The organism is Natronococcus sp. CG52, assembly GCF_023913515.1.
In the GTDB taxonomy this organism is placed as follows: Archaea; Halobacteriota; Halobacteria; order Halobacteriales; family Natrialbaceae; genus Natronococcus; species Natronococcus zhouii.
In genome coordinates this window covers 100375-122185 of record NZ_CP099391.1, presented here as the reverse complement: position 1 = coordinate 122185, position 21811 = coordinate 100375, and the positions used below count along the sequence as shown (strand labels likewise).

Below are 21811 nucleotides of genomic sequence, written 5' to 3'. Positions count from 1 at the left end.
GACATTCATGCTTTCGGAGCGAGTGGTTCCGCGCATGGACAAGAACCAGATCATCGCGGTTCTCTTCGCGTTTCTCATGGTAACATCGATGGTCGCCTGGGGCGCGATGCAGATTCTCTGATTTGCGCGACGAAACGGGGCCCGACGAATAGCCCGCAAGATCGGTCTTGTATCCGGCCGCAGGACAAACGAAACGATTTACTTCGGTTGCCCGAAACGGACAGTTCGATGACAGACGTTCCGGAGCCGGAGCGCGGTATCCGCTACCTCTCGGGATCCCCGACCCGCGTCGCCGTTCTCGAGCAGGTGTGCGACGAGGCGACCAGCCCTGCGGCCCTCGTCGACGCGACCGACGTCTCCCGGACGACCGTCCACCGGACGCTGACCGACCTGGTCGATCGAAACTGGGTCGAGCGCGTCGACGGAGGGTACGCCGCCACCGCCGTCGGCGCGCTCGCGCTCGAGTCCTACCGGAACGCCCAGACGGAGTTTCGGACCCTGGATCGCGTCGAGCCGTTTCTCGCCCGCGTCGACGCGACCGTCGACGACCTCGAGATCGAGTGGTTCCGGACGGCGGAGCTGTCGACCGTGACGGAATCGAACCCGCACCAGCCGCTGGAGTGGTACGCCGATCGGCTCGAGGCCGCCGATCCCGAGCGCCTTCGCGGCGTAGCGCCGGTCATCAGTCGCCAATTCATCGGCGTCCACGCGCCGGTCATCGAGCGGGGGACGCCGACCGAACTCGTCATCGACGAGTCGACCTACTGTGCCGTCGCCGACCGCTATCCGGACGCGCTTCGAGCGTCGGTCTCGCTTCCGAACTACGAGCTGTACGTCGCACGCGAAAGTCCGTCGGTCGGGCTCACGCTCATCGACTCGGCGGTCTTTCTCGGCGCGTACGGCGAGGGGAGACAGCTCGTCGCGATCCTCGAGAGCGGGAACGACCGGCTCCGAGCGTGGGCGGCCGATCGATACCGGGAGCACCGTGAAGATGCGCGGCGGGTCACTGCCGATGCGGTTCCGAAGTCGGGCTGACGCCGGTCGTCACCTCGTTATCGGGTGCACATCCTACGTTCGTTTCTCGTTCTGTTCTGTGGATCTTCGCCCGCTGAACGTACGAACTGATCGGCTTCGGTAGGTCAGAGGGTGTCGGAATGTCACCGAGGATCCACGGACGCCGAGTCCCTCCTGTCTATTGACCCCATCGTTGCGTGTGCTGATAACTGCGTTTGGCGAGAGAGACGCTCCCCGATCCTTCTGCCTGTGTCGGATACCAGCCTCGAGATCCTCAGCCGTCCGTCTCCCAGACGTCCGCCAGCGGACTCGAGCGAGACGAGCGGCCGGATCGACTCCGTCGCCGGGAGCGGGGGCCGTCGCGGTCGTCGCCTCGATCGCTCTCCGCTGCCGCCGTCGATCCTGGAGTCTCCGCCGCCGAGTTTCCGAGCGCCGCCCCCGGATCGAACGCCGGCAGTTCCGGCCGACCCATTCGATCGACCTGGGCCGCGAACCAGTCCGGCGTATCCGTCCGAGCGCGGTCGAACAGATCGACGAGACTCGAATCCGCCAGGTACGTGGCGCCGTAGTCGTCCGGCGCGCGGACGACTCGACCGCAGGCCTGGATCACGGTTCGCAGGGCGGTCCGGTAGTACCACGCCCACTGGCCGTCCTCGAGGCGGTGGGCGACGCGCGAGTCGCCGGTGTTGAGGAAGGGGGCCTTGCAGAGCACCTGCCAGCGACAGAGTTCGCCCTTGAGATCGAGCGCCTCCTCCATCTTCACGGAGAGAAAGACGTCGGAGCCGTCGCTGGCTTTCCACTCCTCGAGGGCGGCGTCGCGGCCGTCGCGGTCGTGGATTCGAATACGGTCCCCGACGCCGAAGTCCCGGAGGAGGTCGGCGAGACGCTCCTGGATGTCGTAGGAGTGAGCGTGAACCAGCCCCTTCTCGTCGGGGTGTTTCTGCATGAGCCGAACGATCGTCCGGGCGATCTTCGGCGTCGTCTCGTCGCGCTGCTCGTAGGTCATCTTCCCCTGCGTAACGTCGTACAGCGGGCGGTTTTCGACCGGGAAGGTGTGTTCGACGTCGACTAGCGCGACCTTCGCGGGGTCGAGCCCCACCTGCCGGCAGAACGCGTCCTTGTTGAGAATCGTCGCCGAGAGCAGCGCGAACTTGTTGCCGCGATCCCAGACGGTGTGTCTGAGGTACCGTTCCGGGTCCATCGGCTTGATCGTGAGCGGCCCACCCTGGGGCTCGTCGTCCGCATCGGCATCAGCATCGGCGTCGCCGTCGCTTTCGCCGGAGCGCGGTTCGGACTGGTCGACCAGCCACGTCGTCGCGCTCTGGGGATCCCGGTAATCGGAGACGAACCAGTCGAGTTCGCCGATCAGCTCCTGCAGGCGGTCGCGCTCGCGGACCTCGCGGGGCGTGAGCGACTCCTGTGAGAGCAGTTCGTCCTTCCGGCGGGTGCAGATCTGCGCGACGTTCTCGGCGTAGCGCGCCGCCCGGTCCAGGCCGTCGAGCTCGGGAACGCGAAGGTCGTCCCAGAACGGCACCGTTCGGGGGCCGAGCTGGATGGTCGCGTACATCTCGGCCCACTCGGCGAGACCGTGGGCCTCGTCGATGACGACGACGTCCCGCTGGCGAAAGACCTCGCTGCCGGCGGTCTGCATGAAGTAGGCGAGCGTCATCGCCGCGATCGATCGGTTCGACGCGATGGCACGGTCGGAGAAGTACGGACAGCGATGCTTGACCGAACAGTCGTACCCCCGCTCGCGGACGCAGGGCGCCTGGTTGACCGGCGTGTTCCGTTCGTCCGGCAGGATGCAGCTGTAGTTCGACTTCCCGCGGATGACGTTCAGATCGGCGAGCAGATCGTCCGACGCGACGTCGTCCAACTGCGAGACCTGCGGCGTCGTGTAGTAGGCCCCGGCGGCCTCGCTCGGCTCCGCCTCGTCGACCGTCCGCGCACAGCCGGCGACGGCCCGCGCGAGCAGGGACTTTCCGCTGCCCGTGGGCGCGCGCACTAACACGACATCGTTGCCGGTCGCGAACGCGTCGCGGATGTCGCGGAGGGCCTGCTCCTGGGTCCCGCGGTAGCTCGGCGCGGGGAAGGACTCGAAGATCCGCTCGGGGTTCACCGTTCGATGCACGGACCGGCCGCGTCCTAAAGGCTGCGAACCGTTTCGCACCGTGCAGCGGTGACTCGAACGCACCGCTCTCGACCCGGCTCGAGGTCCGCTCGAGCCCGAGAAACCACCGCCTATCGGGACGTAGGAGGGGGATACGGCCGGGTAGCTGGTCGATTACAAATACGGAATCTCCCGTCGGATTCGAGTGCGGAAGGGTCGCTCAGCGGTAGAGCACCGCGGTGCCCTCGGCCCGCGGCGGCCTTCGTGCCTCGTGGCGTTCAAATCCCACCCCTTCCGCTCACAGTGTCGTCCCACCGTGGTTGCAAACGTGGTGTCAGTGGTGTGTCACACGCTTTCACGCAACTTCCCCTGTCTCTCCGACACTGTTTTTACGCAGGTCCGAGTCGCGACGTTTCCCCGTCGACCTGTTCCAGTCGCGCGACGTCCGCAGCGGTCGGTTCGTCCGGAAGGGCCGCGATGCAGGGATAACACAGCAGGTGATCCGACCCGTCCTCGAACTCGAGCAGCATCGCGGACCCCCCGCTGCCGGCGTCCTCGCCGAACGCCCAGAGGTTCGCGATGCCGCCGGCGACCGTAACCGGTCGCCCGCAGCCGTTACAGGAGTCCCGTGCCATACCCGAGTATCGGTTCCGAGCGCTGAAAGTCGTTCCCCCGTGACCCAGTCGTTATACGGTCCAGCGTGATACCCCCTCCCATGGAGGTGAACTGTCAGGGCTGTGCCGGTTGTTGCCTCGACTGGCGGCCGCTGCTCGAGTCCGACGCCGGACGCGACGTGAGCGGGCGCGGAGCCGCCCGATCCGCATCGATCGACGGAAAGAACGAACGAGTGGCATCCGGTCGCGTCCCGCTCGGCGGCAGCTACAACTTCGTCGCGCTCACCCGCGACGAGGTGCGGACCTTCCTCGAGCGCGGCGCGGGCGCGGCGCTGACGCCGCGATTCTGGCGGGTCGAGGACGAGCGCGAAGGCGTCGAGATCGACGGCCACCACGTCGCCGCCGTCGCCGGCCGCCCGGTCTTCTTCGTCGGGATTCGGAAGCCGCCGAAACCCGTCGCTCCGTTCGACCGCGAGGAGCCGGTGTGGCTGCCGACCTGCGCCTTTCTCGACCCGACGACGCTACAGTGTCGGATCCACGGGAGCGACCGCTTCCCGGACGAGTGCGGCGCCTACCCCGAGCACAACCTCGCGCTCGAGCAGGAAACCGAGTGCGAGCGCGTCGAGTCGCGGTTCGGCGGCGAACGCTTGCTCGACGACGGCCACGACGACCCCGAGGGGCTGTTGCTCGGCCCGCAGGCGCTCGGGGCGAAGCTCTTCTGTCATCCCCGGCCCGACGATCTCGAGGGGATCGTCGGCCGACTCGCACGGGACGAACTCGCGCCGGCCGATCGCGCGGAGTGTCTCGCCGTCGCCGCCGCCTCGAGTCCGGGTACGTTCGCGACCTCGCCACACCACTACGAGCGCGCACTCGAGACGCTCGAAGGAGGAGATAGCGCGGCCGCTGGCGACTCGGCGACTGTCGAGGACGGCGAGTGGGTCGGCCCTGCGATCGACGAGTGGCACCAGCGTCGAGCTGACGGGGACGAAACGGTTCCCCCGTCCTCGATCGCGAAGGCGGTAGAAGACCGGCGGGGCGCACCGGAAACGCCGGGCTGGGACGCCCTCGAGTAGTGTCTCGCGGGGCTACTCGGACACGTCCTCCTCGGCGATGCAGAGGCAGCGCTCTCGGTATTCCTCCAGTGGCGTTCGATAACAGCGGAATCGTGATCGGTCGACCGCCGCTAGTTCGATTTGATCTCCTCGAACTTGCTCAGGAGTTCCTCCGCAGAATCACCCGAGTCGTACTCCACTTTCCCGTGGTAGATCGTCCGCTCGTCGTCGAAATCGGCGTCCACCCGTGAGGCTTGCGCTTCGCGCCGCTCGTGTTCGTCTTCGTCATAGGCACCCATTGACATGGCAAGTACACACATAGTAGGGAGCTGACGCATATCAATGTAACGGTCCCTCACACCGCGGATCCCGCTGAAGGGAAATCGATCGCCGGAAAACGGGAGGCTGATCGTCGACCGGATTCGGTGAAAGGCTGCTGACCGAGACAGCGAACAGTATATGCACCCGCGCCCCGTACCGACAGACGTGGCACGGCCGCTTCGCTTTCGTTACTCGCCAGAACACTGGAGCGAGCAACGAGTTCGACAGAAGATTTTGCAACCGCTCCGGTCGAATATCGGGGCTCGAGCCGTTACACCGCGGTTCGAGATCGGCGCCGACTGGGAGACGCACCGCTTCGAGATGCAGAACGGCGATATCGCGCTCTTCGCCCGCAACGACGACGAGGCCTACTGGTTAGGAAACACGGAAACGCCCTCGTCGCTGTGGCGAACCGACAAGTTCGGCTGGGAGGAAGTTCCCTACCATATCACCCGATGGGCACAGCGAGAGCTCCTCGCAACGCTCCACGAGGAGGATCCCTGGCTCGCCGACTACCCGCACCTCTCGTGGTTCTTCCTCCCCGTCTTCATGTCCAAGGACGGCCGCGAGTCGACGCGCGCGTTCTTCCGCGAGCACGCGGCCGGCTTCCCCGACGCCGGTCGTCGAGAGGCGACGCGTTACTTCGAGGCCTTTCTCGAGACGGGCGTGTTCGACGAGTACCGGCCGACCATGGCCGGAAAACTCGGTACCAGCGACCACGTCGACCGCGTGCGCATGAGCGCCGCGATGGGTGAGTTCATCGCCGCGAAGCTCCTCACCGACGCCGGCTACGAGGTCACGCCCGAGATCGAGGTGACGACCGGTCACTCGCTCGACTACCGGGCCGAAGACGACGAGACGAACGTGCTCGTCGAAGTGACGCGACCCCAGCCGCCGGCGAATCGCGCCGCGGCGGGTCCGGTCGCCGCGGTCCGAGACACTGCGGAGACGAAGACCAACGGCCAGCTCGCCGAACACGGCGGCGGCGCCGTGCTGTTCGTCGACTGCTCGAGCTTCCGCGACGACGCCTGGAACGCCGTTCGCGGCGAACAGCCCGACGTCCGCCACCGCCCCGCGGTCGTCTACCGCGCCCGACCGGACGGACGGATCGAGGGCTACACGAAGGGTTCGGTGCCGCTCGAGTTGGACGACGAACTCGAGTTCGTCGACTGAACGGGTACTCTTTCGCCGACGGAGACTCCAGACCGTGAATAGCCCGTAGCAAGCGCTTTGTACATCGCCGGACCTCACTGCTGTCAGCGGTCCACGGAAGTACCGAGCGCGCCGATGGCGCGCTCGGCGTTTCTCGTGAGTTCCGGAGGAGCGGACGAGAGCTCGGGAGAGCAAGCTCTCCCGGCGTTTTTCATCGAAGTTTTTGCTCGAGCGGGTTGCGGGCCGTTAGCCCGCAACCGAGTCCGTGGCGGCTTCGCCGCCACGCGGTCGGCCGGAGGCTGATCCGAGAGTAAAAAAGTTCGTTCTTAGAACGAAACCGACTCGGGCGAGTACGGGCTGCCGGGCGGCGTCGGATCGCGGTCGCTGTAGCCGACGCGGCCGACCGCCTTGTTGCTCACCGCGGAGTAGACGGCGAACCGCGCCTCTTCCGGATTCTCGAAGGTCTCGGACGCGAGGCGGGCGAGTACCTCCTCGACCGTCTCGGTCCCGTTCGGGAGCTCGAGGGTGCGGTCGCCGTAATCTGCGATCAGTTCCTCGGTGGTCGCGGGGTACTCGTGGTCGTCGATGACCTCGCCGGTGCCGTTTAGCAACATTACACCACATCCTGCGTGAACAATGATTATAAACATTTTCCATAATCGATTACTAGCACTCACCTACACCTTATACACCTAGAACGGAGCGCTCGAGACGAGGTGGAGACGGCGAGAACAGTGCGTTTACCACCCCGCGCTGGCTCGAGTAAGGCATGCCCTACGCCGACCTGCACGTCCACACGACGCGGTCCGACGGCGAACTCGAGCCGACGGACGTCCCCGAAGCCGCCCGCCGCGACGGCGTGGACGTCGTCGCGCTCACGGACCACGACCGGCGACAGCCGTTCGATGAGTCGGTGATCGAACGCGACGGCGTGACGATCGTTCACGGAATCGAGCTCCGGGTCGAAACCGAGTGCGGACAGCGCGTCGACCTGCTCGGCTACGGAATCGAACCGACGACCGAACTCGAGGCGGTGACCGAACGGATCCAGAGGAACCGCGTCGAACGCGGGCAGGCGATCGTCGACTGCGTCGAGGATCGGCTCGGAATCGATCTCGGCGTGACGGTCGACGACGGCTTCGGCCGACCGCACGTCGCGCGAGCGATCGCCGACCACCCCGACGCTGACTGCGACTACGAGGGCGCGTTCGACCGCCTCATCGGGAACGGCGACCCCTGTTTCGTCCCGCGGGACGTTCCGTCGTTCGAGCGCGGCCGACGGGTGCTCGCCGAAGCGGGGCGACTCGTTTCCCTGGCTCACCCCCTGCGGTACCGCGATTCCGAGCGCGCGCTCGAGCTGACGGCCGACCTCGACGCCGTCGAACTACACTACCCGTACGGCCGCGAGGTCGACCGCCGCCCGGTCGAGCGCGCGATCGACCGCTACGACCTGCTCGCGACCGGTGGCAGCGACGCTCACGACGACAGGCTCGGCGTTGCGGGACTCTCGCGGGACGCGTATCGACGGCTGAATATTGACAGCTGACTGAGGCGAAGACGGCCGATAGCGGAGGGTTCAATGCACCGTGGCCCGTACACGCGTACATGAACTGCCACTACTGCGACCGTGAGGCCGCCTTCGCCGCCGATTCGGACGGGCTCAAGGTCGGTCTTTGCGAGGAACACTTCCGGGAGCGGTTGCAGGAACTCGCCGAAGCCGACGGACTCGAGACGCTCAAGGAGCAAGTGGACGTCGACCGCGCTGAATAGTTTCGGTCTCCGCGTTTTGTACTCGTCAGGCGGTTCGTCCGGCGTCGACGTCGATCGCGTCGACCGGGCAGACGTCGACACAGAGCATACAATCGATACACTGCGCCTCGTTCGCGGGATCTGCCTTCTCCTCGCTCTCGGGATGTCCCGGCGTGTCGACCCACTCGAAGACGTCGACGGGGCAGTCCTCGAGACAGGCGCCGTCGGCGATACAGAGATCGAAGTCGACCGCAACGTGGGTGCCGTGGATACCGAGTTCGTCGGGTTCGTCGACGGGACCCCAGACGGCGTGACCGTTGTGCTCGTCGACGTTCTCCCGGTTCTCGGTGAACTGTGGATCTATGGCCATTGCTAACAGTTGCAAACGTGCGGTGAACACTTAAAAGTATGTACCGGTTTCTCGGGGCTTCGGGACCGGGAAGCGACGAAATTCAGCGGACGAAACGAAGTTGTGGTCCTCGAGACGACAGTATCGATCCGTATCGAAAGTATATATAGACGAGCGAGGGATCACACCCGGACTCACTCGTCTCGATCCTTGAAGGCGCGCCGGTCGTCGAGCAACTCGCGGATCCAGACGGCGAAGCCGTGGTCGTGACCGTACGTCCAGATCGCCGTCTCCTGGACCACGTCCGGAAGGTCGCTGTTTTTGGTCGCGGCCGCGACGACCGACTCGTGATCGATGAGCAGGAGCTGAGCCGGCCACTCCGAGTAGACGGCATTCGTCGTCTCGAGGTCCGGTGCGACAACGACGGTCGCGTCCGGAATCGCCTCCCGAAGCTCGTCGCGGTCTTCATCGGTCGGCACCTCGAGAACGACTTCGACGCCGCGGCCGGTAGCCTCGCGCAGGGCCGCGCGGATGTCGTCCATGACTACCTCGTCGTTCGCGATAATGTGGTGGATCGACTCCTCGGCGAGTTCGAGGAAGGAGACGATGCGATCGGTGACGTGGTCTGTGCTCGAGATCGACCAGACACCCTCGTCCTCCGTGTAGTCGGGCGTCTCGATCTGCTGTAGCGCGTTCTCCGCGGTGTTGATTCGCGAGTCGTAATCCTCCCGGATGCGCTCGCAGGCCGTCTCGATCTCGGTCGCCCGGTACTCGCGGGGGTCGGACTGCTGAACACTGACCAGCCCCTTTCGCTCGAGTCGCTCGATGGTGTCGTAGACCCGCGACCGAGGAATGTCCGAGACCTGGCTGATCTCCTTCGCCGTCCCCGTCGAGATTTTCGTCAGCGCGACGAAACAGCGGGCCTCGTACTCCGTGAGCCCGAGTTCCGCCAGCGCTGAGACTGCCTCCTCAGTTTTAGACATACTGTGTCCACGGGACCTGACGAGTAAAAGTCAGCCGTTTCGGAGCCGACCTCGGATCGGTCGCTCTCACTCCAGTATCCGAAATTCGGTTCCGCCGCAGGGACAGCCCTCCGCGCTTCCGATCGGATTCATCTCACCCGACGGCGACAGCCAGACGGCCAGCGCCCGACCGCAGTCGGTACAGCACGCCGCCGCTTTCTGTCGAGACTCACTGGACATGATTAGCGGTAGTTTATACAGGTATTTAGGGGATTTGTGAATACAACAGGGACACACGTGCTGTTACTCCGGCAGTAACAACAGCGTTCGGCGCGCCGAAACGCGTTGACGTGGACCGGATACCGGTCAGTAACCGAGCGAGAGCAGCCCGTTGACGACGAGCGCACAGAAGACCAGTGCGAGCAGCCCTGCCAGAACCGTAAACGCGACGCCCCAGCCGAAGACGTCGGCCAGCGCTCCGGTGACGACCGAACCCAGCGCGCCGATGAAGCCGTACACCGTTCGAATGAGACCGAATCCGGCGCCGCGCTCGGCGTCGGAGAGGACGTCCATGAATCGCGGGAGGAGCGCCGCACCCCAGCCGAGGCCGGTTCCGACCAGCACGACCGCCGCCAGAATGGCAGCGGTGCCGGGGACGGTGACGAGCAGGACGAACCCGGCCGACGCGAGAATCATACAACCTGCGGTCGCGAGGTCCCGCCCGTACCGGTCGGAGACCGCGCCGACGCCGACCTGGGTCGTCGCCTGGACGACGAAGTAGCCGCCGAAGACCAGGCCGGCGAGTTCCTCCGACTGGCCCCGGTGTTCCATGAGAAAGAGCGGCAGGAACGAGGAGGTCGCCTGCCAGACGAACGCTCCGCCGATCGCGAGCGCGACCGGGAAGGCGATCTGCGGTCGCGAGAGCAACTCGAGGATGGCCTCGAGATCGACGCGATCGCCCATCGGCTGGTCGGGCCGGCGCGGTTCCGTGGGTTCGATGCGCCAGGTGAACAGCACGAAGATCAGGACCGCGATCGGGACCGCGATCGCGACGGCGGGCCGCCAGCCGTAGCGAACGCCGACCCAGGCCGCGATGGGCGGCGCGATCAGGCCGGCCGCGGGGCCGCCGCTGTTGTGAACCCCGATCGCCGCGCCGATCTCGTCGTAGGTTCGGGTCAACAGCGTCGTGGCCACGCTGTAGTGGAGGCCGGCGACGGCGCCGAGGAGGATCGTTCCGACCACGAAGACGGCGAACACCGGCGCGACGGCGAGGAAGAGACACGCGACCGCCGTTCCGCCGACGGCGACGAGGATGACCGGGCGCTCGCCGAACCGGTCCGCGAGGATGCCGCTCGGGTACTGGGAGGCGAAGTAGGACATCCACATCCCCGTCAGCGCGACGCCGATCAGCGAGTTGGAGACGTCGAACTCCGCGGTGATCTGTCCGACGACCGGGCTGATCGCCAGCCGGCCGGCCATCGTCGCGAAGAACGCGAGCGTACACAGCGCGAGAACCGTCTCCTGATATCGCCAGCGCATCGTCGTATAGCGTCACCTGCCAGTCAGTACGAGTGACCATCTGACCGTCATCGTCGGGACGGTATGAGGGCGTTGATACCGGCAGCCGAGACCGCAACGATCCGTTGTCCTTCAATTGACGACCGGTTAAGTGTCTTATAAAGGAAAACTGGGCTGGAAAAGCCTTACCGATCCGATCACTCTCGCGATGGTCGTCGGTGACAACGAGACCGGCGAGACGGGCAAGTACGACGGGGCCTACTATCTGATCCATATGCTTCTCTCACAGCCGTCGTGGTGCTCGGTTACGACCAGCCTTCCCGGTGGGGCGGACAGCGAACCCAACGTCGTCCCGCGCGATTTCGTCGTCGGGGCCATCGCTCACCTGAGTGCTCGCGAGGACACCGTCGGCGAAGTCTACCAGCTCTGCGATCCGGCGCCGCTGTCGATGCCGGCGTTCGTCGACGCGGTCGCCGACGCGATGAGTCACCGCGTCGTCTCGGTACCCGGATCGAAACCGCTCACGAAGCGCCTGATGGAAGTCGCCGCAGCGCGAGGGATACCTGCAGAGCCCGCGACGCTCGGCTACCTCGATCATCCGACGCGATACGCCTGTCCGAACACCCGGCGCGCACTCGCTGGGATCGGAATCGAGGCACCGCCGTTCGAGTCTTGTCTCGACGACCTCGTCGCGTTCGTCCGCGAGAACCCGGACGCGAGCGACGAGGCGACGACCTGAGAGTCACCCTCGAGCGCACCGCTTTTGCACGTTCCGTCAGTAGGACCGATATGGATCTCACCCACCGCCCCCGACGGCTCCGACAGGACCGGGTTCGCGGGCTCGTCAGCGAGACGAGCCTCGAGCCCTCGGACTTCATCGCCCCGGTGTTCGTCGACGCGACGACCGACGAGCGCCAGCCGATCGAATCGATGCCCGGCCACGAGCGCGTTCCGATCGACGACGCCGTCGCCCGCGTCGAGGAAGTGCTCGAGACCGGCGTCGAGGCCGTCATGCTGTTCGGGATTCCCGAGTCGAAAGACGCCGAGGGAACCCGCGCCTGGGCCGACGACGGCGTCGTCCAGGCGGCGGCGCGGCGGATCGCCGAAGCGACCGACGCCTACGTCATCACGGACGTCTGTCTCTGCGAGTACACCGACCACGGTCACTGCGGCCCGCTGGAGGAAGAACTTCGAGGCGAGGACGTCGCGGAGGGCGGCCCCGCCTGCGATCCGATCCAGACCGTCGACAACGACGCGACCCTCGAGAGCCTCGAGCGGATCGCCGTCTCCCACGCCGAAGCGGGGGCGGACATGGTCGCCCCGAGCGGGATGATGGACGGCATGGTCGCCGCCATCCGGGAGGGTCTCGACCGCGAGGGATTCGAGCGCGTCCCGATCATGAGCTACGCCGCGAAGTACGAGAGCGCCTTCTACGGACCGTTTCGAGATGCTGCCGACGGCGCACCCGCGTTCGGCAACCGGCGTCACTACCAGATGGACCCCGCGAACGCTCGCGAGGCGGTGCGGGAGGTCCGCCTCGACGCCGAGCAGGGTGCGGACGTGCTGATGGTCAAACCGGCGCTGCCCTACCTCGACATCGTCAGCGAAATTCGGCGGGAGTTCGACCATCCCGTCGCCGCCTACAACGTCTCCGGCGAGTACGCGATGCTCCACGCCGCCGACGAGAAGGGGTGGCTCGACCTCGAGGCGGCCGCCCTCGAGTCGCTGCTGTCGATCAAACGCGCGGGTGCGGACCTGATCCTGACCTACTTCGCCGAGGACGTCGCTGAACGGCTGTCCGGGAACCGATCGTAGTTCGGCGAACCGCGCCGCGCCCCACTCGATACGCCGGATCGGGTCGCCGGTCGGCGATTTCGCCTGCGATCCGGCCGCGATCAGAGCGGTATTCTGACGAACGTCCAGACGAGCACCGCGACCGGTAGACGCGCGACAATATTTTCCGCGCGCAGCGCCGATAGCCTCGTCTCGAGTCCCGCCCCAATCCTGCGTCAATTATACTCTATAAATTAAGTTTTCTTCGTAAGACGATAGCCATCGTTCGAAAAAGATTCGAAATTTTCCATCCTTATACACATTAAATCGCCTTTAGATTCGCCCGGTCGTCCCTATTACTCGAGTGTTTTTAGACGTTTTAAACGCTAACCCTTATATATAGATAGTTCATCCGGATTAGACGTGATTCAGAAGACAACCATGAGCCAGAATGGATCAAATATGGACGAGTGTCTACGGATTACCGGTAGCGGAGGAGATACGACGGAGGTGTGCGGCTGATGGAGCACATCGTCCTCCAGGCCGAGACCGAGATGCTGATGGAAGCGATCAACTACACGTGGATCCTGATCGCCACGTTCCTCATCTTCTTCATGCACGCCGGCTTCGCCATGCTCGAGGCGGGTCAGGTGCGCTCGAAGAACGTGGCAAACCAGTTGACGAAGAACCTGCTGACCTGGAGCGTCGGCGTGACGGTGTTCTTCCTCGTCGGCGTCGGCATCGAGGGAGTCGTCGCCGGCAGCGGGTTCGAGCCCGCGTTCACGGGCGACGCGACGAGCTGGATGGACTGGCTGTACGGTGCCGTGTTCGCTATGACGGCGGCGACCATCGTCTCGGGAGCCGTCGCCGGCCGCGCGAAGCTCCGTGCGTACGTCACCTACACGTTCCTGCTGGCCGCGGTCATCTACCCGGTCGTCACCGGGATCACGTGGGCCGGGGGCCACATCGAGACTCTCACCGGGACGCCGTTCGCAGACTTTGCGGGCGGAATGATCGTCCACGGCATGGGCGGGATCGCCGGCCTCACCGCCGCGTGGGTGCTCGGCCCGCGCATGGATCGGTACAACGACGACGGAAGCCCCAACGTCATCCCCGGTCACTCGCTGACCTTCGCCGTGCTGGGAACGCTCATCCTCGCGTTCGGCTGGTACGGCTTCAACGTCGGCACCTCGGCCATCCTGGGCGAGAGCGCGTTCCTCGGCGACCAGCTCGGTCGCGTCGCCATGGCCACGACCGTCTCGATGGCCTGCGGCGCGATGGGAGCCGGTCTCGTCGCGTGGTTCAAGACCGGCAAGGTCGACACCCTGTACGTCGCAAACGGGCTGTTAGCCGGCCTGGTCGGCATCACCGCGATTCCAGACACCGTCGCCTGGTGGGGCGCGTTCGTCGTCGGCGGTCTCGCCGGCGCGCAGCTGCCGATCGTCTTCGAATTCGTCGAGAGACGCCTGAAAATCGACGACGTCTGTGCGGTGTTCCCCGTCCACGGCTCCGCCGGGGTCCTCGGGACGCTGCTGTTCCCGTTCGTCGCCGCACCGGGCGTCGTCGATAGCGTCGCGAACGCGTTCGTCGCGCAGCTCACCGGCGTCGTTCTCATCACCGCCTGGACGGTCGGCGCGACCGGCCTCATCTGGTTCGCGTTCAAGGCTGTCGGACAGGCACGGGTCACGCCCGAACACGAGCGCGACGGCCTCGACGTCTCCGAGCACGGCGTGGACACCTACCCCGAATTCGGACAGCCCGACGTCGCCGCCGACGGCAGCGGCGACGTGATTCGTGCGGACGGCGGCGAGCCGAACGACGGGCAGATCAAGATGGTCACCGCGATCGTCCGTCCCGACCGCCTCGGCGCGGTCAAGCAGGCGCTGGCGGAAGCCGGTGCCCCGTCGCTGACCGTCACGAACGTCTCCGGTCGCGGCTCACAGCCCGCAAAGAAGGGGCAGTGGCGCGGCGAGGAGTACACGGTCGACCTCCACCAGAAAGTCAAGATCGAGTGCGTCGTCGCCGACATCCCCGCCGACGAGGTCGTCGACGCGATCCGCGAGGGCGCGAACACCGGCGAACCCGGCGACGGGAAGATTTTCGTCACGCCCGTCGAGCGCGCCGTGCAGATCCGCACCGGGAAGACCGGCACTGACGCGGTCTGAACCGGTCGAAACGACTCGAGAACGGTCCTCCGCCGCAGCCCTCCGCTTCTTATCCGTGTTCGTTCTCTCACGTCACCCTATCCGCCGTCGTTCTCTCCCGCCACTTTCGACGCGCCGCGAGTTCGTCCGTCGAGGAGTCGCGCCAGCGCGCGTCGCTTGACCAGCGCGAAGCCGACCGCGACGACGACGAAGCCGACGACGGTCGTCGACTCGAGCGCCTCGCCCAGCGTCAGCCAGCCGACGAGCGCGGCGAACACCGGCAGGAGGTACGAAACGAGGTTGAGTTCGACCGAGCCGAGTCGGTCGAGCAGATCGAAGTACAGCAGGTAGCCGAGCCCGCCGGCGACCGGGACGAGGTAGACGAACGCGAGCGCCGCGGCCGGCGTCCACTCGACCGACTGCGGTTCGCCGAGCGAGACGCTCGCGACGTGCAGGATCGGCGCGCCGACGAGCATCATCCACCCCTGAAGGGAGGCGACCGGAAGCGAGCTCCGGGTTCGCTGGGTGAGGACCGCCCCGAGCGCGAACGCGACGGCGGCGGCGAGGACCAGCAGGACGCCGAGCGATTCGGCCGTGTACAGCGCCGCCGGATCGGGGTTGGCCACGATAGCCGTCCCGAGAAAGCCGAGACCGAGGCCGATCACGCCGACGATGCCGAGGCCGGTACTCGGGAGGAGGAGCCGCGAGAGCGCCGCGGTGATGATCGGTACCGTCGCGACGACGACCGCGGCGACGGCGCTCGTGACGTACTGCTGGCCGGCGAACAACAGTGCGTGGTGGAGCGCGATCAGGAGCGCGCCGCCCGCGAGGATGCCGATCCACTCGTCCCGACGGGGGCGAATTCGGTAGCCGCGAACGGCGGCGTAGCCGAGCACGAGGATCGCGACGGCGTCGAAACGAAGCGCCGCGAACAGGACCGGCGGGACGACCTCGACGCCGGCGCGGACGGCCGGAAACGTCGAGCCCCAGATGGCGGCGACGAGCAGAAACAGGAGCGGGGTTCGGTAGCGCATACGGTAGTATTCAGCGAGTCGATAAAGCAGCCGTTTAACCGTACTGATCCCCGGACGGCGATCGAACCTCGGTACTACTTTCCCCTCCGATCGCTAAGCCCCCCGCATGAACGACGACCACTCACGCGACCTGTACGATCGGGCGCTGTCGGTGATGCCCGGCGGCGTCAACTCGGCGGTTCGTGCGGCGATCGAGCCCTACCCGTTCTTCGTCCAGAAGGGCGACGGCGGTCACGTCATCGACGCCGACGGCAACCGATACGTCGACTGGGTGATGGGACTGGGCCCGCTGCTTCTGGGCCACGACCTTCCCGAACGGGTTCGGGCATCGATCCAGCAGAAGGCGAGCGAGGGGCCGATGTACGGCACCCCGACCGAGATCGAGGTCGACCTCGCGGAGTTCGTCGTCCGGCACGTCCCGAGCGTCGAGAAGATCCGGTTCGTCAACTCGGGCACCGAAGCGACCACCTCCGCCGTGCGACTCGCGCGCGGTTACACCGGTCGGAACAAGATCGTCGTCATGCAGGGCGGCTACCACGGCGCCCAGGAGTCGACGCTGGTCGAGGGCGACGCCGAGAACCCGTCTCCCTCCTCGGCCGGCATCCCGCAGTCGTTCTCCGAGCACACCCTCCCGGTGCCGTTCAACGACGAGGACGCGGTGCGCGAGGTGTTCGCGGAACACGGCGACGACATCGCGGCCGTCCTCACGGAGCCGATCCTGGGCAACTACGGGATCGTCCACCCCGAAGAGGGCTACCACGAGTTCCTCCGCGAGATCACCGACGAGCACGGCTCGCTCCTGATCTTCGACGAGGTCATCACCGGCTTCCGCGTCGGCGGATTGGGCTGCGCCCAGAGCGAGTTCGGGATCACGCCCGACCTGACGACGTTCGGCAAGATCGTCGGCGGCGGCTTCCCCGTCGGCGCGATCGGCGGCCGGGCCGAGATCGTCGAACAGTTCGCCCCCTCCGGCGACGTCTTCCAGGCCGGCACCTTCTCCGGCCACCCCGTAACGATGGCGGCCGGCCTCGAGACGCTGCAGTTCGCCGCCGAGAACGACGTCTACGGCCACGTCAACGGGCTGGGCGATCGACTTCGGAGCGGCCTGACAGACATCGTCGCCGACCAGGCGCCCAGCTACACCGTCACCGGCACGGACAGCATGTTCAAGGTCATTTTCACGCGCGAGGGGCCGGGTCCCGACTCCCTCGAGGAGCAGTGCTCGGCCGGCTGCCGACAGAATCCGACCTGCCCGCGCTACGACTACTGTCCGAAGAGCGCGGCCGACGTGAAAGCCGCCGAGACGGATCGCTGGCGCCGCATCTTCTGGGGCCAGATGAAAGCGCAGGGAGTCTTCCTCTCGCAGAACCAGTTCGAGTGCCAGTTCGTCAGCTACGGCCACACCGAGGAAGACGTCGAGGAGACCCTCGAGGCGTACAAGGAGGCGCTGTAGTCGCGCCCCCAGATGCCGGAAAACGATGACGACGGCCGGACGACGATCGAGACGACCGGCCGCCGGATACTCACGGACGGCGACTGATGGCGCTCGAGGTTCCGTCGAACGTCGACGAGGTCGACTGGGCTCGTGTCGTCGAGCGGTTGCTCTATCTCTTCCCGCCGGTGATCGGCGTCGGGATCGTCGGTATCCTCCGGGACGCCGAACTCGGCGTGCCGGGCCTCCAGTGGGGGCTGGTCCTGTTCAGTTCGTTCGGGTACACGTTCCTGTCGCTCGGGCTGGCGGCCGCGCTCTTTCTCGACGCTCGACGGGTCAGGCGGCGCCCGCAGGCGAGCGGCCACTGGCGGCCGAACCCGTTGTTCAACGCCATCTTCGCGCTGCTCTGGGCACCGGTCGCGGGCGTCGTCTATCTGTCCCGCCGGCACCGGCGCTTCGGGACGCCGCCGGCCTGGTCGGGCTGGTGGGTCGTCGTCGCGGTTTCGCTCGCAGCGACGCTGATCGGGACCGTTGCGGCGGTGATCGCCGTCGTCTTCTCCCTCCCGCGGCTGCTGACGACCGCGGTCGGACTGGCCGGGGCGGTCTCGTTCGGCGCGTTCCCGATCGCGATCCACCAGGACGCGGCCTACGTCTGCACGGAGGCCGACAGGTGGCGACCGAACCCCGGGCTGTACCTGGGACTCGCGTTTCTGAGTCTGTTCGTCCCGCCGCTGCATCCGATTCTCGCGGGGTACTACCTCCTCCGACGGCGGCGAGCGCTCGGCGTTCCCTGAGCCGGGACCGCAGCAGATGCGTTCCGGTCTCAGTCGGCCGTCGCAGTCACGATCGCCTCCTCGTAGTCGCCGAACGCCGAGAGGACCGCCTCCCGATCGCCCTCCTCGACGCCGAACTCCTCGAGCGTCTCCTCGAGGTGGGTCGCGACGACGGCGAACTCCGCTCTGGTGATCTCGAGGTGCGCGTGTGCCGTCTCCATATCTCGGCCCGCGTAATCGACGGGGCCGCCGGCGACCGCGCTCAGGAACTGCGTTTGGTGGGCGCGCTGGCGTTGCACGTCGATATCCTCGAAGAAGTGCGCGACCCGCTCGTCCTCGAGCATGCGTTCGTAGAATCGATCGACGACGGCGGCGATCGCGTCCCGCCCACCCAGCCGATCGTACAGGGTGTCACTCATTCAAGTATTCGTACCGGTTCTGGTTAAATAAACTTCCTCCCGAACATGTGTCGATAGTCAACGTCGGGACGCTGACAGCCGGCGGGACAAGCGTGCGCTTTTCATACCCCAGGCGACGAGTACCGCCCATGAGAACGCGCGGGACGTTGCGACTGGCGACGCGGGGCTCTTCACTCGCCCGACGGCAGGCCGCACTCGTAAAGGAGGCGCTCGAGGACCGACGGTACGAGGTCGAACTCGTGACCGTCGAAACGACGGGCGACCAGATCCGGGACGAACTGATCCACCGACTGGGGAAGACGGGCGCGTTCGTCCGCGAACTGGACGAACGAGTCCTCGAGGGGGAACTGGACGGCGCGATCCACTCGATGAAGGACATGCCGACCGACCAGCCCGAAGAGCTGGTGACCGCGGCCGTCCCGGAACGGGGCCGGGCGGGCGACGCCCTCGTGACACCCGACGGAACGACGCTCGAGGAGCTACCCGAGGGGGCGACCGTCGGCACCTCGAGCCTGCGCCGCCGCGCACAGCTGCTGTCCGAGCGGCCCGACCTCGAGGTCGAGCCCCTGCGCGGCAACGTCGACACGCGCCTCGAAAAGCTGCTCGCGCCCGCGCTACAGGCGGAACACGAAGAACGGACCGAGGCGGACAAAGAACGCAAGGGGAATACCGGGAACGACGATTTCGAACCCGAGTTCGATCAGAACGTCGACGAGTGGTTCGACGGCCTCTCGGAACTCGAGAAGCAGGCGCTCGGTCGCGAGATCGAGACTGCCTACGACGCCATCGTCCTCGCCGAAGCCGGACTCGAGCGCAGCGGACTCGCCCGCTACGTCGACTACCAGCGGCTGCCGACTTCCTCGTTCGTCCCTGCGCCGGGACAGGGCGCGCTCGCCGTCACCGCGACCGACGGTGAGACCGCCCGCGAGATCCAGTCGTTGATCGATCACCCCCGGAGCCGCATCGAGACGACCGTCGAGCGCACCGTGCTCGCGGAGCTCGGCGGGGGCTGTATCGCCCCGATCGGCGTCTACGCCGTCCTCCAGGGCGAGTACGTCCGCGCGTCGGTGACCGTCTTCGACCGCGACGGCGAGGAGTCCGTGACCGCGAACCGGGACCTGCCGGTCGAACACCACGCGGAGGCCGCCCGCGAGTTCGCCGCCGATCTCGCCGACCGCGGCGCCGAAGAACTGATCGAGGCGGCCCAGCGAGACGCCGAGAGCGAAAACGAGCCCAGCGAAGAAGATCAGCCGGAGGGGAAGTAGATGCCCGAGACGACGACCGACCCGGAGCCGGGAACCGTCTACCTCGTCGGCAGCGGTCCCGGCGATCCCGGCCTGCTGACCGTGAAGGCGAAGCGGCTGCTCGAGTCCGCGGACGTCGTGCTCCACGACAAGTTGCCGGGTCCGGAGATCATCGAGATGCTTCCCGAGGACCGCCGCGAGGACGTCGGCAAGCGCGCCGGCGGCGAGCGCACGCCCCAGTCGGAGACCAACGAGCGGCTGGTCGAACTCGCCCGCGAGGGCAACTCCGTGGTCCGGCTGAAGGGCGGCGACTCGTTCGTCTTCGGCCGCGGCGGCGAGGAGGCCGAGTACCTCGCCGACCACGAGGTTCCGTTCGAGGTCGTCCCCGCCGTCACCTCGGCTATCGCCGCTCCCGCGGTGGCCGGGATTCCGGTCACCCACCGCGATCACGCCTCCTCGGTCTCGTTCGTCACGGGCCACGAAGACCCCACGAAGGAGGAGTCCGCGGTCGACTGGGAGGCCCTGGCCGCTACCGGGGGAACGATCGTCGTCCTGATGGGGGTGGGCCGATTGCCCGACTACACGAGGGCGCTGCTCGAGGCCGACATGGCCCCCGAGACGCCGGTTGCGCTCGTCGAACGCGGCACCTGGCCCGGCCAGCGGGTCGCGACCGGCACGCTCGAGACCATCGTCGACGCACGCGACGAGGCCGAGATCGAACCGCCCGCGGTGACCGTGATCGGCGAGGTCGCCGCGACCAGAGACGAGGTGCTCGAGTTCCTCGCGAACGAGGCCGACGAGGAACGGACGGCGACCGCGAGCGACGAGGTGTAGCCCGAATGCGCGACCTCACCGTCGCCGTCTTCCGGCCCGACGACGAGCGCCTCGCCGACGCGGTCGAACTGATCGACTCGCTGGGCGCGACGCCGGTTCCGGACCCGATGCTGTCGGTCGAATCGACCGGCGCGACGCCCCGCGAGGACGCCGACTACGTCGTGCTGACGAGCAAGACCGGCGCGGAACTGGTCGCGGACGCGGAGTGGAACCCCGGCGACGCGACCGTCTGTGCAATCGGTCCGAAGACGGCCGACGCCGTTCGCAAGGCGGGATACGAAGTCGATCTCGTTCCGGACGAGTACACCTCGAGCGGTCTCGTCGCCGCGCTCGAAGACGATGTCGAGGGGACGCGCGTCGAGGTCGCCCGCAGCGATCACGGCAGTCCGGTGCTGCTCGACGGACTCGAGGCCGCCGGCGCGTACGTCCACGAGACGATCCTCTACCGGCTGGTTCGTCCCGAGGAAAGCGGCGAGTCGGCCGAGCTGGCCGCAGCCGGCGAGCTCGACGCCGCCTGCTTCACCTCGTCGCTGACGGTCGAACACTTCCTCGAGGCCGCCGCCGACCGCGGCGTGCACGAGGCGGCGATCACGGGGCTCGAGGACGCGACCGTCGGCGTCATCGGCGAGCCGACGCGGGAGACCGCGGCCGGACACGACATCGACGTCGACGTGGTCGCGAGCGAGGCGACGTTCGACGCGTTAGCCTGTGAGACGGTCGAAACGGCGGCGCCGACGTACCACGACTGATCGGCCCGCAGACGACCCGTTTCGAGCGATCGGTCGGGGGGACGCTCGAAACCGTTCGATACGCTCGCGAGCGTGCGAACTCCAAAGGCGATCGAATCGGTAGGTTCGAAAGCCGTGCCATTCAGTCTCAACCGGATTTAGCAAGGCATCCCCCTAATCTCGCTGAGCGCCTGGTAACGAGTACATGAGCACAGGATCAGTTCACCAGACCAATCTGGCTCCACCGGGATCGATCGGGCTACGACTGGCATTTCTCGCGCTCTGGAGCATCGACATGGTCGCCGCCGTCCTCTTCTTTCTCGTCCCCTACGCGACCGAGCTCAATCCCGTCACCGTCTACTTTTACGGGCTGTTCGGACTGCCGGGCGTCGTTCTCGCGGCGATCTGCTACGCCGGGGCTGTGATCACGATCGGTTACGTCCTCTGGGACCCGGTCGATCGTCGATTCGTCGGAACGATGGTAGGAGTGTACCTCGCGCTCGCGGCGAACAACGTCCTCCTGCTCCTCTTCCGGGAATCGCTGGTGAACTTCTGAGAGATCGGCGGATTTTCGCCGTCCGAACGTCGA

The 21811-nt window shown here is 66.5% G+C and carries 24 protein-coding genes, 1 tRNA gene and 1 pseudogene; 16 read left to right on the top strand and 10 right to left on the bottom strand.

Annotation, left to right across the window (positions count from 1 at the left end):
* Positions 1–7 precede the first annotated feature (7 nt).
* Together NED97_RS00625 and NED97_RS00620 are read left to right on the top strand one after the other, a co-directional pair.
* Entirely contained in the window at positions 8–121 is a 114-nt protein-coding gene (locus NED97_RS00625; protein WP_252488811.1) for a surface glycoprotein, read from the top strand.
* Positions 122–228: 107 nt separating this feature from the next.
* Complete coding sequence (locus NED97_RS00620) at positions 229–1035, top strand: helix-turn-helix transcriptional regulator (protein ID WP_252488810.1); 807 nt, start codon at positions 229–231, stop codon at positions 1033–1035.
* Between the two features lie 253 nt (positions 1036–1288).
* Here NED97_RS00620 and NED97_RS00615 read toward each other — a convergent pair whose 3' ends face one another.
* Positions 1289–3133 (bottom strand): helicase C-terminal domain-containing protein, encoded by a 1845-nt coding sequence (locus NED97_RS00615; protein ID WP_252490666.1) that lies wholly within the window; start codon positions 3131–3133, stop codon positions 1289–1291.
* Between the two features lie 200 nt (positions 3134–3333).
* On the opposite strand from NED97_RS00615, the gene NED97_RS00610 reads away from it, so the two are divergent.
* Positions 3334–3421 (top strand) — tRNA-OTHER (locus NED97_RS00610).
* 92 nt (positions 3422–3513) lie between these two features.
* On the opposite strand, the gene NED97_RS00605 is transcribed toward NED97_RS00610, so the two are convergent.
* Positions 3514–3759: a DUF7561 family protein gene (locus NED97_RS00605; RefSeq protein WP_252488809.1), complete on the bottom strand. Its 246-nt coding sequence runs from the start codon at positions 3757–3759 to the stop codon at positions 3514–3516.
* A gap of 80 nt (positions 3760–3839) precedes the next feature.
* On the opposite strand from NED97_RS00605, the gene NED97_RS00600 reads away from it, so the two are divergent.
* On the top strand, positions 3840–4811 hold the full coding sequence (locus tag NED97_RS00600) for a YkgJ family cysteine cluster protein (protein WP_252488808.1): 972 nt from the start codon (positions 3840–3842) through the stop codon (positions 4809–4811).
* Positions 4812–4921: 110 nt separating this feature from the next.
* On the opposite strand, the gene NED97_RS00595 is transcribed toward NED97_RS00600, so the two are convergent.
* Positions 4922–5095, bottom strand: coding sequence for a DUF5786 family protein (locus tag NED97_RS00595; protein ID WP_252488807.1), 174 nt, complete (start codon positions 5093–5095; stop codon positions 4922–4924).
* A 181-nt stretch (positions 5096–5276) separates the two neighbouring features.
* Between NED97_RS00595 and NED97_RS00590 the strand changes: the two genes are divergently transcribed.
* Positions 5277–6284 (top strand): DUF5784 family protein, encoded by a 1008-nt coding sequence (locus NED97_RS00590; RefSeq protein WP_252488806.1) that lies wholly within the window; start codon positions 5277–5279, stop codon positions 6282–6284.
* A gap of 305 nt (positions 6285–6589) precedes the next feature.
* Here the strand turns inward: NED97_RS00590 and NED97_RS00585 are convergent, their stop codons facing one another.
* Positions 6590–6877 (bottom strand): DUF5789 family protein, encoded by a 288-nt coding sequence (locus NED97_RS00585; RefSeq protein WP_252488805.1) that lies wholly within the window; start codon positions 6875–6877, stop codon positions 6590–6592.
* Between the two features lie 155 nt (positions 6878–7032).
* Between NED97_RS00585 and NED97_RS00580 the strand changes: the two genes are divergently transcribed.
* Entirely contained in the window at positions 7033–7809 is a 777-nt protein-coding gene (locus NED97_RS00580; RefSeq protein WP_252488804.1) for a PHP domain-containing protein, read from the top strand.
* A gap of 59 nt (positions 7810–7868) precedes the next feature.
* Positions 7869–8033 (top strand): DUF6757 family protein, encoded by a 165-nt coding sequence (locus tag NED97_RS00575; RefSeq protein ID WP_187432865.1) that lies wholly within the window; start codon positions 7869–7871, stop codon positions 8031–8033.
* Between the two features lie 25 nt (positions 8034–8058).
* Here NED97_RS00575 and NED97_RS00570 read toward each other — a convergent pair whose 3' ends face one another.
* The 4 genes from NED97_RS00570 to NED97_RS00555 all read right to left on the bottom strand — a co-directional run bounded on the left by NED97_RS00570 (position 8059) and on the right by NED97_RS00555 (position 10862).
* Complete coding sequence (locus tag NED97_RS00570) at positions 8059–8382, bottom strand: 4Fe-4S dicluster domain-containing protein (RefSeq protein ID WP_252488803.1); 324 nt, start codon at positions 8380–8382, stop codon at positions 8059–8061.
* Positions 8383–8555: 173 nt separating this feature from the next.
* Positions 8556–9344, bottom strand: a complete 789-nt coding sequence (locus tag NED97_RS00565; protein WP_252488802.1) for a TrmB family transcriptional regulator — start codon at positions 9342–9344, stop codon at positions 8556–8558.
* 66 nt (positions 9345–9410) lie between these two features.
* Entirely contained in the window at positions 9411–9563 is a 153-nt protein-coding gene (locus tag NED97_RS00560) for a hypothetical protein (protein WP_252488801.1), read from the bottom strand.
* A gap of 126 nt (positions 9564–9689) precedes the next feature.
* Entirely contained in the window at positions 9690–10862 is a 1173-nt protein-coding gene (locus NED97_RS00555; protein WP_252488800.1) for an MFS transporter, read from the bottom strand.
* Positions 10863–11046: 184 nt separating this feature from the next.
* Here NED97_RS00555 and NED97_RS00550 point away from each other — a divergent pair.
* From NED97_RS00550 to NED97_RS00540, 3 genes and pseudogenes are all read left to right on the top strand, one after another.
* Positions 11047–11580, top strand: a pseudogene (locus NED97_RS00550) (SDR family oxidoreductase); the annotation flags it as partial.
* 50 nt (positions 11581–11630) lie between these two features.
* Positions 11631–12656, top strand: a complete 1026-nt coding sequence (hemB, locus tag NED97_RS00545; RefSeq protein WP_252488799.1) for a porphobilinogen synthase — start codon at positions 11631–11633, stop codon at positions 12654–12656.
* Positions 12657–13135: 479 nt separating this feature from the next.
* Entirely contained in the window at positions 13136–14779 is a 1644-nt protein-coding gene (locus tag NED97_RS00540; RefSeq protein ID WP_252488798.1) for an ammonium transporter, read from the top strand.
* A 77-nt stretch (positions 14780–14856) separates the two neighbouring features.
* Here NED97_RS00540 and NED97_RS00535 read toward each other — a convergent pair whose 3' ends face one another.
* Positions 14857–15792, bottom strand: coding sequence for a DMT family transporter (locus NED97_RS00535; protein ID WP_252488797.1), 936 nt, complete (start codon positions 15790–15792; stop codon positions 14857–14859).
* 106 nt (positions 15793–15898) lie between these two features.
* On the opposite strand from NED97_RS00535, the gene hemL reads away from it, so the two are divergent.
* Together hemL and NED97_RS00525 are read left to right on the top strand one after the other, a co-directional pair.
* Complete coding sequence (hemL, locus tag NED97_RS00530) at positions 15899–17245, top strand: glutamate-1-semialdehyde 2,1-aminomutase (protein ID WP_252488796.1); 1347 nt, start codon at positions 15899–15901, stop codon at positions 17243–17245.
* Between the two features lie 86 nt (positions 17246–17331).
* A complete protein-coding gene (locus tag NED97_RS00525) occupies positions 17332–18018 on the top strand; it encodes a hypothetical protein (RefSeq protein WP_252488795.1) in 687 nt (228 codons plus the stop codon).
* Between the two features lie 29 nt (positions 18019–18047).
* Here the strand turns inward: NED97_RS00525 and NED97_RS00520 are convergent, their stop codons facing one another.
* Entirely contained in the window at positions 18048–18416 is a 369-nt protein-coding gene (locus NED97_RS00520; protein WP_252488794.1) for a group I truncated hemoglobin, read from the bottom strand.
* A gap of 128 nt (positions 18417–18544) precedes the next feature.
* Here NED97_RS00520 and hemC point away from each other — a divergent pair, with 128 nt between their 5' ends.
* From hemC to NED97_RS00500, 4 genes are all read left to right on the top strand, one after another.
* On the top strand, positions 18545–19681 hold the full coding sequence (hemC, locus tag NED97_RS00515) for a hydroxymethylbilane synthase (RefSeq protein ID WP_252488793.1): 1137 nt from the start codon (positions 18545–18547) through the stop codon (positions 19679–19681).
* Complete coding sequence (gene cobA, locus NED97_RS00510) at positions 19682–20494, top strand: uroporphyrinogen-III C-methyltransferase (protein ID WP_252488792.1); 813 nt, start codon at positions 19682–19684, stop codon at positions 20492–20494. It abuts the gene before it with no gap.
* Between the two features lie 5 nt (positions 20495–20499).
* Positions 20500–21243 carry a uroporphyrinogen-III synthase gene (locus NED97_RS00505; RefSeq protein ID WP_252488791.1) on the top strand — a complete coding sequence of 248 codons (744 nt, stop codon included), beginning with the start codon at positions 20500–20502 and terminating at the stop codon, positions 21241–21243.
* Between the two features lie 184 nt (positions 21244–21427).
* A complete protein-coding gene (locus tag NED97_RS00500) occupies positions 21428–21778 on the top strand; it encodes a hypothetical protein (RefSeq protein WP_252488790.1) in 351 nt (116 codons plus the stop codon).
* Positions 21779–21811: the final 33 nt, after the last annotated feature.

Coding starts and splice junctions, on each gene's coding strand:
- NED97_RS00555 (WP_252488800.1), bottom strand. CDS start 10,862: ATGCGCTGGCGATATCAGGAGACGGTTCTCGCGCTGTGTACGCTCGCG.
- NED97_RS00540 (WP_252488798.1), top strand. CDS start 13,136: ATGGAGCACATCGTCCTCCAGGCCGAGACCGAGATGCTGATGGAAGCG.
- NED97_RS00605 (WP_252488809.1), bottom strand. CDS start 3,759: ATGGCACGGGACTCCTGTAACGGCTGCGGGCGACCGGTTACGGTCGCC.
- NED97_RS00580 (WP_252488804.1), top strand. CDS start 7,033: ATGCCCTACGCCGACCTGCACGTCCACACGACGCGGTCCGACGGCGAA.
- hemB (WP_252488799.1), top strand. CDS start 11,631: ATGGATCTCACCCACCGCCCCCGACGGCTCCGACAGGACCGGGTTCGC.
- NED97_RS00570 (WP_252488803.1), bottom strand. CDS start 8,382: ATGGCCATAGATCCACAGTTCACCGAGAACCGGGAGAACGTCGACGAG.
- NED97_RS00595 (WP_252488807.1), bottom strand. CDS start 5,095: ATGTCAATGGGTGCCTATGACGAAGACGAACACGAGCGGCGCGAAGCG.
- NED97_RS00565 (WP_252488802.1), bottom strand. CDS start 9,344: ATGTCTAAAACTGAGGAGGCAGTCTCAGCGCTGGCGGAACTCGGGCTC.
- NED97_RS00505 (WP_252488791.1), top strand. CDS start 20,500: ATGCGCGACCTCACCGTCGCCGTCTTCCGGCCCGACGACGAGCGCCTC.
- NED97_RS00620 (WP_252488810.1), top strand. CDS start 229: ATGACAGACGTTCCGGAGCCGGAGCGCGGTATCCGCTACCTCTCGGGA.
- hemC (WP_252488793.1), top strand. CDS start 18,545: ATGAGAACGCGCGGGACGTTGCGACTGGCGACGCGGGGCTCTTCACTC.
- NED97_RS00560 (WP_252488801.1), bottom strand. CDS start 9,563: ATGTCCAGTGAGTCTCGACAGAAAGCGGCGGCGTGCTGTACCGACTGC.
- NED97_RS00525 (WP_252488795.1), top strand. CDS start 17,332: ATGGCGCTCGAGGTTCCGTCGAACGTCGACGAGGTCGACTGGGCTCGT.
- NED97_RS00625 (WP_252488811.1), top strand. CDS start 8: ATGCTTTCGGAGCGAGTGGTTCCGCGCATGGACAAGAACCAGATCATC.
- NED97_RS00520 (WP_252488794.1), bottom strand. CDS start 18,416: ATGAGTGACACCCTGTACGATCGGCTGGGTGGGCGGGACGCGATCGCC.
- NED97_RS00585 (WP_252488805.1), bottom strand. CDS start 6,877: ATGTTGCTAAACGGCACCGGCGAGGTCATCGACGACCACGAGTACCCC.
- NED97_RS00575 (WP_187432865.1), top strand. CDS start 7,869: ATGAACTGCCACTACTGCGACCGTGAGGCCGCCTTCGCCGCCGATTCG.
- cobA (WP_252488792.1), top strand. CDS start 19,682: ATGCCCGAGACGACGACCGACCCGGAGCCGGGAACCGTCTACCTCGTC.
- hemL (WP_252488796.1), top strand. CDS start 15,899: ATGAACGACGACCACTCACGCGACCTGTACGATCGGGCGCTGTCGGTG.
- NED97_RS00500 (WP_252488790.1), top strand. CDS start 21,428: ATGAGCACAGGATCAGTTCACCAGACCAATCTGGCTCCACCGGGATCG.
- NED97_RS00600 (WP_252488808.1), top strand. CDS start 3,840: ATGGAGGTGAACTGTCAGGGCTGTGCCGGTTGTTGCCTCGACTGGCGG.
- NED97_RS00535 (WP_252488797.1), bottom strand. CDS start 15,792: ATGCGCTACCGAACCCCGCTCCTGTTTCTGCTCGTCGCCGCCATCTGG.